Below are 15,865 nucleotides of genomic sequence, written 5' to 3'. Positions count from 1 at the left end.
TTTAAAGGGGAATACATATGACAAAAAAGGAAAAAGTAACCCACGTTTTAAATATGCTGGATAAGACATATGGAACAACGAAGGAGGGCTTTTACCATAACCATGACTGGCAGCTGCTGACAGCTATTATGCTCAGTGCCCAGAGTACGGATAAGCAGGTGGATGAGGCGCTGCCGGAACTGTTCGGGCATTTTCAGACCGCGCAGGCTGTAGCGGAGGCGCCGGCGGAAGAAATCGAGCAGTATATCCGTTCGGTAGGTTTGTATAAGAATAAAGCTAAAAATATCAAAAAATGCTGTGAGCAGATCGTCAGTGAATATGGCGGAAAGGTGCCGGATAAGCTGGATGAGGTGCTGAAGCTTGCAGGAGTCGGAAGAAAGACAGCCACTCTGTTTCTGGCTGATGCCTATGGGATTCCGGGGGTGACAGTGGACACACACGTTTTCCGTATTTCCCGCAGACTGGGCTGGGCGGAGGGAAAAAATCCGCAGCAGGTGGAGCAGGAGCTGATGAAGGTGCTTCCAAAGGAGCACTGGAACCGGATAAATTTTCAGCTTATCTATCTGGGACGGGCAATCTGTACGGCCCGGAAGGCACGGTGTCAGGATTGCCCGCTGCAGGAATGGTGTGAAAAGAAGGAAGTCGATTAATTATGTATTCTGGGGGGCGTCGGAAAGCTGGGAAAGAATGGAACGAACATCGTCCCCCATTTTAATCATAGCTGCGGTGGTGGGATATTCGATGCCGTGGACCAGCCCGTTTCGGGCGTTCCGGAGAGCCACCACCTTATCCAGGCTTTCTTTGCTGAGTACTTTCATCCGTTTCAGGCTGTTGACATTAAAGGTGCCTCTCGCCTTGGGATTGCTTTTCAGAGTGAGACGGCCCAGTACGGTTTCCAGGCTGATCCAGGGCTTCATGAAATATTCCATAGCCTGGAACTGATCCTTTGCCAGTTTCTCTCCGGGAGCGCGAAGCTCGCGGTAGAGGTGATAGCGTTTTTCATTTCCGCAGATTATCTGGTCAATGAGCTGCTCCGTGATGGTGCGTTTGTCGTTAACCAGCTTTGTGGATTTCAGAATCGGTTCCAGTTCCTTTACGTTGGCTATTTTCAGCCGTCCCATCAGACGCAGCAGAAGTTCCACATTCCCCATACGGGGTTCGATATCAAATCTTTTGTATCTTGTACTCAGATAGTTATACAGGTAAGCCGCCAGATCGTATTGGTTATTGAATGCGGTATTTTTACTCTGAATTCTCTCGTTTCCGGCGGCCTGAAGGCGTTCCAGGGCGATTTCACCGCTCAGGACCAGCCCGTTCAGCTCATCCAGGATAGAAAGCTCCTCATCGGAAAGAGTACCCTGGAGCGGCTTATAAACCAGATCATGCTCCACCTCCGACCAGGCATGCATCAGGACGGACGCCACCTGTATTTCAAGACGGACCGGCGCATATTTCAGCTTGCTTTTTTCCAGGGATTCTTCTTTCATGCTGGCCCGATAGTGTGTGGCCCAATAACCGGAAAAACGTTTGTTATAGGAAGGCTGTTTGGACTGGACAGGAAACTTTTTCGTCTCCGCCACTGCAAAAAGGTTGTTGATGACTCTGTCCGCTTTTGCCCGGTCACCGGGGAAATAAAGGGAGACGCGCACGCCGGAAAGATCGGCGATGTCAGCATAAATTTCACCCATATTCTTATAGGGAGTTTCTCGTTTTTCATTCCGCTGGGAGACCTTGATTTTCAGCCTTCCGGGGCTTTTGGCACGGGATGTCACCATGGCGCGGATACCGGAAGAACGCAGGGAATCTTCCAGCATATCGGCCGCAATCCGTCCGGCCGTTTCATAAAATTTTATTTTTTTCTTGTAGTTTTCAATAAATTGATTAATCAGATCCATTTCTGTTTGCCTCTTATTCTTTTGGCAGGGTATTCCGAAAAGTATTATATATAGCTGAATTGTGGGAAACTGCCCCTTCATCCTATCACAAATATAAAAAAAAGTATACGATCGAAACGTTCTTATACAGATCTTTATAGAATCTTAATGGGAACTAAATAAAGTTTTATTTTTCATGGGGTATGATTAGAATACAGATAATAAAATATGTATGTTTGAAGCTTTAGGCGGGAGGATATTTTTATGCTGTTTTTGATGGATTTGGCGATTGGCGCCGGCAGCGGGCTGGTGCTTTCGGTTCCGGTTCTTTTATGGCTGGAGAAAAAAATACAGAAGAAAGAGGAAAAGAAGCCCTGGCATACGGCAGGCGTGCTGCTGTTTGCGTTTTTGCTGGCCGGAATCATTACGGTAACAGGGGTTCCTGCCATATACCATTTTCAGTTTGATGCGAACATCAATATGATTCCCATGGTTGATATTTTTACTGATTTCAGCCAGTATTTTAAAAACATGCTTCTGTTCGTGCCTTTTGGTTTTTTGCTTCCGCTGCTTTGGAAGAGGGAACGGCTGGTGGAAAAGACAGTGAGTATCGGGTTCCTTTTTTCGCTGTTCATTGAACTGATACAACTGTTTTCTTTCCGGGCCACCGATATAGATGATTTGCTTATGAATACCCTGGGGACATGGGTGGGATATCTGTTATTTAAAGTGATTTTGAAGATAATGCCCGGGCTGTGTGAACGGTTCGGGGCAGGAGAAAAGCCGGAAGAAGGCAGCTTATGGGGGGAAGAGGACGGGCAGAATGGTAAAGGTGCGGAGGAACGGGAGGAATCCCCCGCCGCCCGCTATGAAATGGAGCTTTGCTTCGGAATTATCCTTTTTCTTATGCTGACCCTGCAGCCCCTGCTGTCAGGGGCTTTATGGGAGCTTTTGTATCATTGAGCTGAAAGCTTCCGGAATTAAAATACCCGGGTAGTCCATTTGGTGCAGTCCCATACATCGGTGACCAGATCTTCATAAAATTCCGGTTCATGGCATACCATGAGAATGCTGCCTTTATAGGCCAGTAGAGCCCGCTTCAGTTCTGCCTTGGCATCCACATCCAGATGATTGGTAGGCTCGTCCAGCAGCAGGATATTGGTTTCCTTGTTGATGAGCTTGCACAGCCGGACCTTTGCCTGCTCACCGCCGCTTAATACTTTTACCATGCTCTCGATATGCTTTGTGGTCAGGCCGCATTTTGCCAGGGCGGAACGGACCTCGTACTGGGTAAAGCCGGGAAATTCCTGCCAGATTTCCTCGATACAGCTTGTGGAGATATCAGGGGGCATTTCCTGCTCAAAGTAACCGATGCTCAGATAATCTCCCTGTTCCACATTCCCGGAGAGGGGAGGGATAAGGCCAAGGATACTTTTCAGGAGAGTTGTCTTTCCGATTCCATTGGCTCCGATCAGGGCAATTTTCTGTCCTCTTTCCATGGACAGGTTCAGCGGCGAGGATAACGGCTCATCATAACCGATGACCAAATCCGAGGTGGTGAAAATATAGCGGCCCGGGGTACGTGCTTCTTTGAAATGGAATTCCGGCTTCGGTTTTTCTCCGGATAATTCAATCACATCCATTTTATCCAGTTTTTTCTGACGGGACATGGCCATGTTCCTTGTGGCTACACGTGCCTTATTACGGGCCACAAAATCCTTCAGATCGGCAATTTCCTTCTGCTGCTTGTTATAAGCGGCTTCCAGCTGGGATTTTTTCATGGCATAGACTTCCTGGAATTTGTCATAATCCCCCACATAACGGGTCAGAGCCTGGTTATCCATATGGTAAATTAGGTTGATGACGCTGTTCAGGAAGGGGATATCATGGGAAATGAGGATGAATGCATTTTCATACTCATTCAGGTAGCGTTTCAGCCATTCGATATGTTCCGCATCCAGATAGTTGGTAGGCTCGTCCAGCAGCAGGATATCCGGCTTTTCCAGCAGCAGCTTGCCGAGAAGGACCTTGGTGCGCTGGCCGCCGCTCAGCTCGGAAACGTCACGATCCAGCCCGATATCGGACAGCCCCAGGGCGCGTCCCACTTCCTCCACTTTGGAGTCTATCATATAAAAATCATGCATGGTGAGCATATCCTGTATGGTTCCCAGCTCTTCCATATACACGTCCAGTTCTTCCGGGGAAGCCTCTCCCATTTTCTCACAGATTTCATTCATATGAGCTTCCATTTCAAAAAGGAAGGAAAAGGCGGAAGCCAGTGTTTCACGGATTGAGGTGCCTTTTTCCAGCACCGTATGCTGATCCAGGTAGCCTACCCGTACATTTTTAGCCCACTCCACTTTCCCTTCGTCAGGCTGAAGCTTTCCGGTGATTATATTCATAAAAGTGGATTTTCCTTCTCCGTTGGCGCCGATAAGGCCGATATGCTCTCCCTTGAGCAAACGGAAGGATACATCATGAAAAATAGCCCTGTCCCCAAAACCATGGGAAAGGTTTTCAACATTTAATATGCTCATGCAGGTTCTCCTATTGCCGGGGTATCTTGGTTACGGCCGGCAGAAAGCCAGCCGACGCAAGTATACCATAAGAACACCGCATTTTCCAGATCTTTTATACATTCTAATCCGGATTGGAAAAGCGTTCCCATTTACGGAAGGTGAAGAAGCACAGGAGGGCTCCTCCCAGTGCGACCAGTACCCAGACTGCGATGGTGTAAAACCAGCCGAAGCGTTCGGAGATAGCGCCGAAGGCATAGGTGGAGAGAGAGCTTCCTATGTAAGTGGAGGCGTTCAGTATGCCGGATATGGTAGCAACCCGGCCGAATCTGGCAAAATGCCGGGGAACCCGGCTGATGAGCAGCAGATTAATGCCGTACATGCAGCCTGTGATGAGGGTCATCATCGTGATACTGAACACGGGCAGGGACTGGTAAAAAGGAAGCAAAAGGAGAGAGGAAAGCGTTCCTATTACAAAAAGGATACCCGCGGTAAAAAGCTCATTATGCAGTTTCTGCAGCAGCCATGAGGCGATGGTGATGCTGAAAATACTGAAAATCGGAAGTACCGCCGTTGTGAGGATGGACAGGGAAGTACTGAGTCCGAAGGTTTCCGTAATATAAGCGGGCATCCAGGTGGTAATCCCGTCCCGGAGGATCCCATGAAGGATAATGGCCAGAAGGATGGGAATGAGGGATGCCTGGAGAAACAGGGCAGGCAGTTTTATTGTATAGTCCGTATCCATTTCCACATTTAAGGCGGAAACCGTGTTGGTTCCGTCAGACTGCAGTCTGGTAAAGCTCAGCAGCCAGAAAAAGGCCGTGGCGATACCTAAAAGGCCGGGGAAAATAAAAGCCAGCCTCCAGCCGGAAATAAATATGCAGACAGGCGCGAGGACATATACGGCAATCATTCCTGCGGAAGAGGCAACGGATACCTGTACGCAGCATTTTTTATAATGCTCTTCATCCAGACCTTCTGCCATCACACGTACGAGCGGAGGCCAGAGCATGGACTGAAAAAAGCCGTTAAAGCACCAGATAGGGATGATGACTTCTATCCGGGGAAAAAGAGCGGCCAGCAGATTGCAGACAGAGGTGGCCGTCAGGCCGGTAAAAATCATATCCCGGGGGTGGAAACGGTCTCCCATAAAGCCGCAGAGAAGCTGGCCGATTCCATAGGTGATAAAACAGCCGGTAACCGGAAGTCCGGCCAGGCTTTTGCTGATATTCAGGGAACGCTGGACCTCAGCAAGGCAGGCAGCGTAATTTAGACGGGTGAGGTAGCTGACAAAATAAACCAGGCAGCAGAGAAAGCTTAAAAAGCGGATATCACGCCTGGAGGTTAAACGATTGATCATATCAGGCTTTTTCCCTCCCATTCCCTGGCGGGCGAGGCTCCTGAAAGCCGGGTTATTGTGGGTGCAATATCACAGATTCCGGCCTGTTCGAAACGGGAACCGGGGCAGAAATCCGGACCGATGCAGATAAGGGGGATAAGCATATCTTCTTTTTCCAGGGAACCATGTGTACGGTCGTGCCCTCCGTGATCTGCCGTGATTATAATTGTGTATTCATCCATAAAGCTTTCCGTAAGCATTTGTATTTCATCCAGGGACTGGCGGCAGGCCTGTAGGTATTCTTCGCCCATCCAGCCATACTGATGTCCTGCGCTGTCGGTAAGCCCCAGGTAAACGAATGCGAAATCCGGTTTTTCTTCCCTGATAAAGGAAAGGGCGTTGGCCGTTACCATTTCATTTGCCTTTTCATAAGTATAGACACCGCCCGATACAAAATAGCTGTAAGCGAGTGAGGAAGGACGGCTTAAGTCCCGCAGCTCTTCCCAATTATAGAAAAAAGCACAGGTTTTACCGGCGGCGTTCAGCTGCTCACAAAGCCCGTTCACCGGACGTACCTGGGGAACATAGGTGTTAGTGAGGATGCCGTGACGGCCGGGATCAACACTGTGGAAGAGGGACATATGGCAGGGGAGTGTAACAGAAGGATAAACCGTTTCTGTTTCCAGGCAACAGCAGCCAAGCTCGGTAAGACGGATTCCGTAAGGATGGCCGCAGGCCGCCAGAGCATCGGGACGCAGTCCGTCAGCCAGGATGAGGAGTACTTTTTTATTCATGGTTCGACCTTTCCGCCTGCGTACCGCAGGACTTTTATAATATGTATCGGCCCTGATGAAAGGGGCGTCAGCATTTCGTAATCTGAAGTCCTGCTTTTCTGTAGGCTTCGGCTATTTCGTCCGGCAGACCTGAATCGGTGAAATAGAGGAAACGGGGATTGAGATCGCAAACCTTCAGGGCTGCACAGGTCTCAAATTTTGAACTGTCCGCCTGGACAATGATCTGATCGGAAATAGCAATCAGTGCTCTCTGTACCGCTATCATTTCATGAATATGATCACTTATGCCGAAATCCAGGGAGACAGCGGAAGGGGCCAGAAAAAATTTGGATACATGCAGCTGCTTTATCATGTCCAGCGCCAGATGCCCGTAGAAGGTTTTTTCACCGGGCATATAAAAGCCGCCGGTCAGGATGGTCTGAAAGCCTTCTTTGCCGGATAAAATCTGGAATACCTCCAGGGAATTGGTGACGATGGTGAGTCTGGAAAAGCGTTCACACAGCAGGGAAGCCAGCTCAAAGGAGGTGGAACCGGTATCGAGGGCAATTCTGTCTTCCTCCTGAATAAAGGGAAGGGAAGCCAGAGCAAGTTTTCTTTTTTCCTCCCGGTGCTCTGAAACACGGAAGGAAAGGCTGGTATAATTCTGCATTTTATGAACGGTGACGGCTCCGCCGTGCACTCTCTTTAAGGCCCCTTGTTTTTCCAGATATTCCAAATCCCTTCGTATGGTTTCAAGGGATACCCGGAAGGTATCGGTAAGCTCATTAACGGTTACGGAAGAGCGGCGGTTGAGCATTTCCGTAATTTGTATTCTTCTTTCATTTGCAAACATATACAATCATCTCCACATAAACACAACTGTTTCCACATAAATGTATCATCCTTCCACAAAACTGTCAAGATGTCATGTTAATTCTAAGTGAAACTTTCTTTAAGATTTTATGTATTTTATTGTAATAAGAAGAATATGCGTTTATTATGAGTGGAAGCTGGAAAGTCAGACATAAGAAAAAGCGCTGGAATGTGGGAAATACAGGATTTAAGCAGAGATAGAAAGGAGCAGATATGAAATTCAGAGAAGACGGAACCTTTCATATATTACATATAACCGATATTCAGGAAATACCGGAGGTGGCGGAAGATACATTAACCCTGATGCGCAGGGCGCTGGATGCGGCGAAGCCGGATCTGGTGGTGTTCACCGGAGATCAATTAAAGGGATACAGCAAAAAATTCCGTAAAAAACCCGGGCAGGTGGAAAAAACCATTAACAGGATCATGGAGCCTGTTGTCAGCCGGGGAATCCCCTTTGCGGTAACCTTTGGAAACCATGACGAACAAAGCGGGATGACCAATGACGAACAGATGGAGATTTACCGGAACATTCCCGGATGTGTGGACTGGCTGAACAGCCGCGGACAGGAAATCCTTCATGGGACGGAGGAGGGGACTTTTGCCGTCGGAATCCGGAATTTTGAAGAAACGCAGACTGTTATGGCGGTTTATCTCATGGATTCCAGGGGAGACGCTCCCGGGGGCGGATACCAGACGCTGAATCCCAGGCAGGTATTCTGGTATAAGGGCGCTAGAGATACCTTTGAGCAGGAACATGGCAGACTGATTCCGGGGATTGTATTCCAGCATATTCCCATGCCGGAATATTACCGGCTGCTGAAGAAGACTGATAAGAAGACAAAAGGGGCGGTACGTACCTACCGTACCCATGCCAATGAATATTATGTGCTGGATCCGGAAAAGTACCAGAGCGGCAGCTTCAAGGAAGCGGTGAGCATTCCTGATAATAACGCAAGGGAATTCGAGAGTTTCCGGGAAAAAGGGGATATTTTTGCAGTATACTGCGGTCATGATCACAGGAACAGCTTTGTGGGAAACTGCGGCGGCCTGGATTTGGGCTATACACCGTCCTGTGGTTTCAATGAATACGGCGACGGTGTGAACCGGGCGGCCAGGGAGTTTATTTTCCATGAAGAGGATCCTGCCGCATATGAAACAAGACTGCTTACCTATAAAGATCTGGTTGGAGGGAAGCCTTCCCGTCCCTTTCGGGATTTCGCGTACAGCCACATCCCTGCGACGAAAGAGGAGGCTGTGGCAAAAATAAAAAAGTATCTGCTTTTCACCGGACTGGCTATAGCAGGGGTTCAGGCGGTGAGGAGCGTATATAAGAGAAGGAAAAAATAGTCAGAAGGAAAGGAATTATAAGGTAATAATATAAAACTGCTTAAAATATAAAGGGTATTATGGTAAAAATACTTTAAACAATACGGAATATTGACATTTTGATTGTTGCCTTATAATTCTCTAATCCTTCCCAAACACATATTTCCATAAGCTTTTCGGACTTATTCTTACAATTCATTTTCCATTCTATTTTTATTCAAAAATATTGACGTCTCCAACCAGCCACTCCATGGATACATTCAAAGCCTTTGCAAGGATACGCAATTCAGCATCACAAACATGACGCTGATTTTTTTCAATTCTCGAGATAATCAATTTGGTCATATCTTCAAAGCCCAGCAGCTGGATTCTCATGGCAAGTTCCTCCTGCGTTATTGGCGGCTGCTGGAGTGCCCGTCCCAGTCTGACGCGATCTGCACATATATTTCCTTTAATTACAAACATGCTTTTTGTCAATTATGTCACCTCCGGAGTATCTAGTCTATATATTTTATATATTTTTATTTGATTTTATTTCAAAATAAGATATAATACTGAATAGACACGATACAAAATATCTAGTTTAGATATTTTGTTAAAATTTTTTTGTTGCAATAGTTACAAGACAAATCGTTTGAGATAAGGGAGGATAGATAGGAAGTTAACATAAATATCATACCCATACCCTTTGGCGGATATGTATTGGGTCAGGGAGCCTTGGAACAGAGGTATGGGGAATATGCACACGGATATGTGAAAAATGTTGAAGTAAGACATTAAATTAATTATGTAAAGGGAGGAGGAATTGTTTATGGCGGTGAGAACAACCGGGGAAAAGGGAAGGGTTATGAAAAACCAGCCGAATGCTAAGAAAAGTATGGGGAAAAGGATATCTGTGGAGGTGAAAAGGCACTGGCAGTTATATCTGATGCTGGTTTTGCCTGTGACCTATCTGATTATTTTTGCCTATCTCCCCATGGGAGGGGCAGTTATCGCGTTTAAGGATTATTCCATCCGTGGAGGAATCTGGGGGAGCGAATGGGTGGGCTTAAAACACTTCAAAAATTTCTTTACCACACCGGATTTCAAGAATTTAATGACAAATACACTTGCTCTCAGCCTGTACAGCCTTATAATCAGTTTTCCCATGCCTATCCTGCTTGCGTTGGCAATCAATGAAATGCGGGGGAGGCATTATAAGAAAGTAGTTCAGATGGTTACATATCTGCCTTATTTCATATCGACAGTAGTATTGGTCGGGATTATGCAGAATATTTTTTCGGTCCGGACAGGGCTGGTCAACAATATTATCATGCTGTTCGGAGGGAAAGCAATTGATTTCATGGGAAAGCCGGGGCTTTTCAGAAGCCTGTATGTATGGTCGGGCGTCTGGCAGGGAATGGGGTACAGCGCTGTTATATACATTGCGGCACTTGCGAGCGTGGATATTTCTCAGACAGAGGCAGCCATTATTGACGGTGCAGGCCGTTTTGCAAGAGTGTGGAATGTAGATATTCCGGCGATTATGCCGACGATTGTAATTCAGCTGATTCTGGCGGTAGGCAGTATTATGAGCCTGGGTTTTGAAAAGGTATATCTGATGCAGAATCCGGTGAATATGCAGACTTCTGAGATAATTTCCACCTTTGTGTATAAACGGGGACTTATTAATTTCCAGTATTCTTATGCAACGGCAGTGGGACTGTTTAATTCTGTATGTAACATGGTTCTGATAGTGCTTGCAAATATGTTTTCCAAAAGGGTAAATGAGACCAGCTTGTGGTAAGGAGGCGGCTATGGCAAAGACAATAAAAAAGAAAAATGCAACTGTCCGGTATTATACAAAACCGAAGGATTACTTATATATGGCGCTTGTCCACATATTATGCGCCGTATCTGTAATCTGTATTATGATTCCATTGATTTATGTTGTGGCGGCTTCCTTTTCATCACCAAAAGCGCTTCTTTCCGGCCAGGTTTTTCTGCTGCCTGTAGATTTTACCTTGCGCGGTTATAAAATGCTTCTGCATCATGAACTGCTTGTAACCGGATTCTGTAACTCCCTTTTATATACAGTGGTGGGTACTGTGATTAATCTGGTTATGACGGTGCTGGCGGCCTATCCGCTTTCACGTAAGGATCTGGCTATCCGGAATCCGATCATGCTTTTATTCACTTTTACCATGCTTTTTAACGGCGGGATGATTCCCACTTATATTCTGATTAAAAATCTGGGAATGCTGGACAGTATCTGGGCACTGGTGGTACCGACCTCTATTTCGGTCTGGAACCTGATTATTACCCGTACCTATTTCCAGTCAACAATTCCCGGGGAAGTACAGGAAAGCGCCAGCGTGGATGGCTGTGATGATTTTACCTTCCTGATTAAGATTGCCATTCCTCTTGCAAAGCCGATCCTGGCAGTTAATGTCCTGCTGTATGCGGTAGGCCACTGGAATTCTTATTTTAATGAAATGATGTATCTGAGTACAAATACCAAATTCCCTCTGCAGCTGGTTCTGCGGGAGATTCTGGTTAATATGGGCACGGCAGGCATGACGCTTGATGTAACGAAACAGCTTGAGATGCAGGAAACGAAATACCTGCTGCAATATTCAAGTATTATTGTGGGTTCTGTGCCGGTTATGCTGCTTTATCCCTTTGTTCAAAAATATTTTGTAAAAGGAATTATGGTAGGGGCGATTAAGGGATAGGACAAACGGGGGTTATTATTGGAACGTTTCATTTTTAATTACGGGAATGGAATGTTTCAAAAAAAAATATAACAAGGAGGATTTGTAACTATGAAAAAAAGAGTATTGGCCTTGCTGTTATCTGCGTGTATGGTATTGGGTATGGCAGGATGTTCGTCCGGGAAAGCAGAAACCGCTTCGGACAGCGGGGGAGGTGGAGCCTCAGATGCGGCGTCCGAAGCTGCTGCGGATGCTTCGGGACCGGAAGGGTTTAACGCTACCGGCATGCCGATCATGGATGAGAAAATTACGCTGAAGGTATGGATTGAAGGAGGGGCGGATATTGACTGGGAACAGAACCGGTTTGTAAAAGAGATTGAAGAAAAATCGAATATCAAGATGGATATTATTTCAACGCCTTTGTCTGATGCACTCCAGAAGAGAAACCTGATGCTTGCCAGCGGGGATTATCCGGATCTTATTCTGACTGACTGGCCAACGGTATTTACAAAGTCGGATGTTATGCAGTATGGGGTTAAGGAAGGGGTTTTGCTTCCTATTACAGATTACGTTGATAAGTATGGCAAAAATATAAAGCGTATTTTTGATGAGAATCCAAACTATAAGAACAGTTGTATTGCGCCGGATGGGGAAATTTATGGATTTGCGCGTTTCTCAGAGTGCTATCACTGCAGTGCGTATCCTAAGATTTACCTGCGTCAGGACTGGATGGATGCCCTGGGACTGGATATGCCTGAAACTACGGAAGAATTGAGGGAAGTATTAAGGGCTTTCGTTAACGATGATCCCAATGGAAACGGAAAGAAAGATGAAATCGGAATGATCGGAGCTACTACCTGGAATACGATGGTTGAATATGCATTAATGGGTATGTCTTTCCAGACCGTAAAACCGGACTTCTGGCTCAGCCTTGGCGCTGATGGAAAAACGGTGGAATTTTCCCCATCGACAGATGCTTACCGTGAAGGGCTGCGTTATATTAAGAGTCTTTATGATGAAGGACTGATTGATGGTACTTCCTTTACCCAGAAGGATGACCAGATGGCACAGACAATCAGGACAGAACCACATGTGGTTGGAATGTATGTCTGTGATCATGCGGGTATGGGTTATGACAATAAGGATCCCAAAGAAGCGGAGAATTATCAGATTCTGATTCCTGTGGCAGGGCCGGATGGTTTCAGGCGCCAGGGCCAGAATGCGTTTGAGGGTGAGATACAAGGCTTCCATGCGGCAATTACAGATGCCTGTCAGTATCCGGAAGCGGCTTTCCGCCTGATTGATGAGTTCTTCTATGATGATGATTATAACATGGAACGTATGTATGGAGAACGAGGGATTGGCTGGGATTATGCCCCGGAGGGAACCAAGAACGTATTTGGCGGAGAAGCCAGATATGTTGTAAATTCTGTTTCTGAGGATCAGAGTGCAGAGATTAAGAAGGGCACGATGGGTGTGGGGCCGCAGGCGGATCTTGCTTCTTTCCGTCTTTCCATGCTTCCGGAGGCGGAAGATATTTATCAGTCCGGAAATTATGAGCAGCGTATTACTCTTGATACCCAGAAAGTAGAGCAGTATATTCCGGAAGAAAGACTGGATTATACCGTATACATTCCTCTGGATATGGCGGATGAGTATGCGGAAATCCAGACGAATCTTAATAACTTTGTCCGTATGGCTACCGTTCAGTTTATTACAGGTGATCGTGACATCGAATCCGGCTGGGATCAGTATCTGAGTGAACTTGATTCTTACAGAGTGGATCGCTATATTGAAATATATAAGACGGCTGCCGGCAGATAAATACAGATAAATCGATCAGGCTTCCGGAACCTTCCGGGGCCTGATTGTTTTTTGCGGCAGCAGACATTCTTATGCTTGGGAAAAGGAAGGAACAGTATTATGGAATTATGGTACAAAGAACCGGCATCCTATTGGGAAGAGGCTCTTCCGCTGGGGAACGGAAGGCTGGGGGCAATGGTATGGTCGGGGACGGCTCAGGAAAAAATCTCATTAAACGAGGATTCCCTGTGGTCTGGTTATCCCCAGAGCCATGATATATCCGGAGCGGCGGAATACTATTTACAGGCGCGCCGGCTGTCCATGGAAAAGAAATATGAGGAGGCACAGGCGCTCCTTGAACAGAATGTGCTTGGGGAATATACGCAGAGCTATCTGCCGTTAGGGGAACTGACGTTGGATATGGCACATCCTGAAGGAGAGATACGGAATTACAAAAGGGCATTGGAGCTTGAGAAGGCGCTTTCCAGACTGGAATATTCAGCAGGGGAGATTAATTACACGCGGGAAATGTTTATCAGTGCGCCGGATCAGGTTATGGTGATGCATATTTCAGCCGACAGGCCGGGTATGGTTTCCCTGAAAGCTGGTTTTTCCTGTCAGCTTCGCACAAAAGTGTCCATAGAAGAAAACAGGATGATCCTGGATGGAATCGCTCCTTCACAGGTGGATCCTTCCTATATTGATTCTCCGGATCCTGTTATTTATGAGGATGCTCCGGATAAGAAGGGAATGCAGTTTTGTGCAGTGCTGGAGATTGATTCTGAGGGCGGGGAAATGAAAAGGCTGCCGGAGGGACTGGAGGTAATCCATGCGGACAGTGTTACCCTGTTTCTGGCTGCCCGGACAAGCTTTAACGGTCCGTTCCGGCATCCGTTTCTGGAAGGAAGGCCTTATAAAGAACCCTGCTTCGCCGAACTTCAGGCTGCCCGGGAAAAGGGATATGACAGGCTTCTTGAACGGCATATAGAAGAATATCAGCAATATTTTAACCGGGTTTCCATGGATCTGGGACCGGGAAGAGAGGAATTGCCTGTTCCGGAACGGCTTGCTGACTGGGATAAGGATGTGGATCCGGCACGGTTCACCCTGCTGTTCCAGTACGGGCGTTACCTTCTAATCTCCAGCTCCCGTCCGGGAACGCAGCCGGCTAATCTTCAGGGAATCTGGAATCAGCATCTTCGCGCCCCATGGAGCTCTAATTATACAGTCAACATCAATACGGAGATGAACTATTGGGGAGCGGAAACGGTGAATCTGCCGGAAATGCATGAACCTTTATTCGATCTGATTCGTAATCTGAGGATCAGCGGAGGGAATACAGCCCGTATCCATTATAATGCCGGAGGCTTTGTATCGCATCATAACAGTGATATATGGTGCCTTTCCACTCCGGTGGGAAACCGCGGCAAGGGTACGGCAGTGTATGCTTTCTGGCCGCTTTCAGCCGGCTGGTTAAGTGCGCATGTTTACGATCATTATCTTTTCTCAGGGGATTTGGATTTCCTGCGTCAGACAGGTTATCCTGTCATTCATGATGCGGCACGCTTTTTCCTGGATGTCCTTACTGAAAATGAGGATGGCGAGCTTATTTTTGCACCGTCTACCTCTCCGGAGAATCAGTTTATTTATCATGGCAAAGTATGTGCAGTCAGTCAGACGACCACGATGACGATGGCGATTGTCCGTGAAGTATTGGAGAATGCTGCGGCCTGCTGCAGGGTACTGGGAATCGATCAGGAATTTCTTGCAGAAGCGGAAGAGGCGCTTGGACGTCTTCCTTCTTACCGGATCGGCTCAAGGGGCGAACTGCTCGAGTGGAATGAAGAGCTGGAGGAAAACGAACCGACGCACAGACATACTTCCCATCTCTATCCTCTATATCCGGGCAGACAGATTTCTTTGGAGGAAACACCTGAATTGGCGGAGGCCTGCCGCCGGACACTCGAACTGAGAGGAGAGGAAAGCACCGGTTGGGCGCTTGCCTGGAGAATCTGTTTGTGGGCCCGTCTGCATGACGGAGAAAAGGCTTATGGGATGCTGAAAAAGCAAATGCGCCCTGTGAACGGCAGCAATCCCATGAACTATCAGCAGGGGGGAGGCTGTTATCCCAATATGTTCGGCGCACACCCTCCCTTCCAGATTGATTCCAATTTCGGATCCTGCGCAGGTATCGCGGAAATGCTGATGCAAAGCACGGAAGAAGTGATCGATCTGCTTCCGGCGCTTCCGCGGGCTTTTGGAACAGGTATGGTTTCCGGACTGCGTACACGTGCAGGAGCGACGGTCGCTGTCAGCTTCCGGGACGGCAGGCTTGAAAAAGCGGAGCTGAAGGGGACGATGCCGCAGGAAAGGGAACTGACTGTCTGTTATAAAGGCAGGAAGAAAAAAATAATCCTCGGAAAGGGAATGCCGGTCAGCTTAACGGAGGCGGATTTCTGACAATTATGCGTAAAATTTTCCTGTGAATCTCCTGTGGCGGGGCAAAGGAAATTTATACAATTGTGTCAGAGGAATTGGGGAAAAGAGTATAGATTTAAGGCGCTGCGTGAAGAAATTCCGCAGTGTCTTTTTTTTATTTGTAAGAAACTTGTAAGAGTTTTGATGGAATTTTAAAAAGATTTGTCCGTTAACATGAAGTAACAAC

The 15,865-nt window shown here is 47.1% G+C and carries 13 protein-coding genes; 7 read left to right on the top strand and 6 right to left on the bottom strand.

From position 1 onward, the window contains the following. Positions 1-17 precede the first annotated feature (17 nt). Positions 18-650: an endonuclease III gene (nth, locus tag BLA28_RS06200; RefSeq protein ID WP_044967917.1), complete on the top strand. Its 633-nt coding sequence runs from the start codon at positions 18-20 to the stop codon at positions 648-650. Here the strand turns inward: nth and BLA28_RS06195 are convergent, their stop codons facing one another. After that, positions 651-1,895, bottom strand: a complete 1,245-nt coding sequence (locus BLA28_RS06195; protein ID WP_069151486.1) for a RelA/SpoT domain-containing protein — start codon at positions 1,893-1,895, stop codon at positions 651-653. Between the two features lie 243 nt (positions 1,896-2,138). Between BLA28_RS06195 and BLA28_RS06190 the strand changes: the two genes are divergently transcribed. Then, complete coding sequence (locus tag BLA28_RS06190) at positions 2,139-2,837, top strand: VanZ family protein (protein WP_069156450.1); 699 nt, start codon at positions 2,139-2,141, stop codon at positions 2,835-2,837. 17 nt (positions 2,838-2,854) lie between these two features. On the opposite strand, the gene BLA28_RS06185 is transcribed toward BLA28_RS06190, so the two are convergent. From BLA28_RS06185 to BLA28_RS06170, 4 genes are all read right to left on the bottom strand, one after another. Beyond that, positions 2,855-4,411: an ABC-F family ATP-binding cassette domain-containing protein gene (locus BLA28_RS06185; RefSeq protein WP_069156449.1), complete on the bottom strand. Its 1,557-nt coding sequence runs from the start codon at positions 4,409-4,411 to the stop codon at positions 2,855-2,857. 103 nt (positions 4,412-4,514) lie between these two features. Further along, a complete protein-coding gene (locus tag BLA28_RS06180; protein ID WP_069156448.1) occupies positions 4,515-5,750 on the bottom strand; it encodes an MFS transporter in 1,236 nt (411 codons plus the stop codon). Then, entirely contained in the window at positions 5,747-6,523 is a 777-nt protein-coding gene (locus BLA28_RS06175; RefSeq protein WP_069156447.1) for an alkaline phosphatase family protein, read from the bottom strand. The genes BLA28_RS06180 and BLA28_RS06175 overlap by 4 nt, the downstream gene beginning before the upstream one ends. A gap of 67 nt (positions 6,524-6,590) precedes the next feature. Beyond that, positions 6,591-7,355, bottom strand: coding sequence for a DeoR/GlpR family DNA-binding transcription regulator (locus BLA28_RS06170; protein WP_069156446.1), 765 nt, complete (start codon positions 7,353-7,355; stop codon positions 6,591-6,593). Positions 7,356-7,588: 233 nt separating this feature from the next. Between BLA28_RS06170 and BLA28_RS06165 the strand changes: the two genes are divergently transcribed. After that, complete coding sequence (locus BLA28_RS06165) at positions 7,589-8,725, top strand: metallophosphoesterase family protein (protein ID WP_069156445.1); 1,137 nt, start codon at positions 7,589-7,591, stop codon at positions 8,723-8,725. 192 nt (positions 8,726-8,917) lie between these two features. Here the strand turns inward: BLA28_RS06165 and BLA28_RS06160 are convergent, their stop codons facing one another. After that, positions 8,918-9,181: a helix-turn-helix domain-containing protein gene (locus BLA28_RS06160; RefSeq protein ID WP_050018669.1), complete on the bottom strand. Its 264-nt coding sequence runs from the start codon at positions 9,179-9,181 to the stop codon at positions 8,918-8,920. A gap of 334 nt (positions 9,182-9,515) precedes the next feature. Here BLA28_RS06160 and BLA28_RS06155 point away from each other — a divergent pair, with 334 nt between their 5' ends. From BLA28_RS06155 to BLA28_RS06140, 4 genes are all read left to right on the top strand, one after another. Next, positions 9,516-10,490: an ABC transporter permease gene (locus BLA28_RS06155; protein WP_069156444.1), complete on the top strand. Its 975-nt coding sequence runs from the start codon at positions 9,516-9,518 to the stop codon at positions 10,488-10,490. A 10-nt stretch (positions 10,491-10,500) separates the two neighbouring features. Continuing rightward, on the top strand, positions 10,501-11,418 hold the full coding sequence (locus BLA28_RS06150; RefSeq protein WP_044968907.1) for a carbohydrate ABC transporter permease: 918 nt from the start codon (positions 10,501-10,503) through the stop codon (positions 11,416-11,418). A gap of 90 nt (positions 11,419-11,508) precedes the next feature. Further along, positions 11,509-13,221, top strand: coding sequence for an extracellular solute-binding protein (locus tag BLA28_RS06145; RefSeq protein ID WP_044968909.1), 1,713 nt, complete (start codon positions 11,509-11,511; stop codon positions 13,219-13,221). Positions 13,222-13,320: 99 nt separating this feature from the next. Then, positions 13,321-15,660, top strand: a complete 2,340-nt coding sequence (locus BLA28_RS06140; RefSeq protein WP_069156442.1) for a glycosyl hydrolase family 95 catalytic domain-containing protein — start codon at positions 13,321-13,323, stop codon at positions 15,658-15,660. The last annotated feature ends 205 nt before the right edge of the window (positions 15,661-15,865 follow it).

Source organism: Eisenbergiella tayi, from assembly GCF_001881565.1.
Classification (GTDB): domain Bacteria; phylum Bacillota; class Clostridia; order Lachnospirales; family Lachnospiraceae; genus Eisenbergiella; species Eisenbergiella tayi.
Note: the sequence above shows the minus strand (reverse complement) of the source record. Positions and strands in the feature narration are given on the sequence as shown.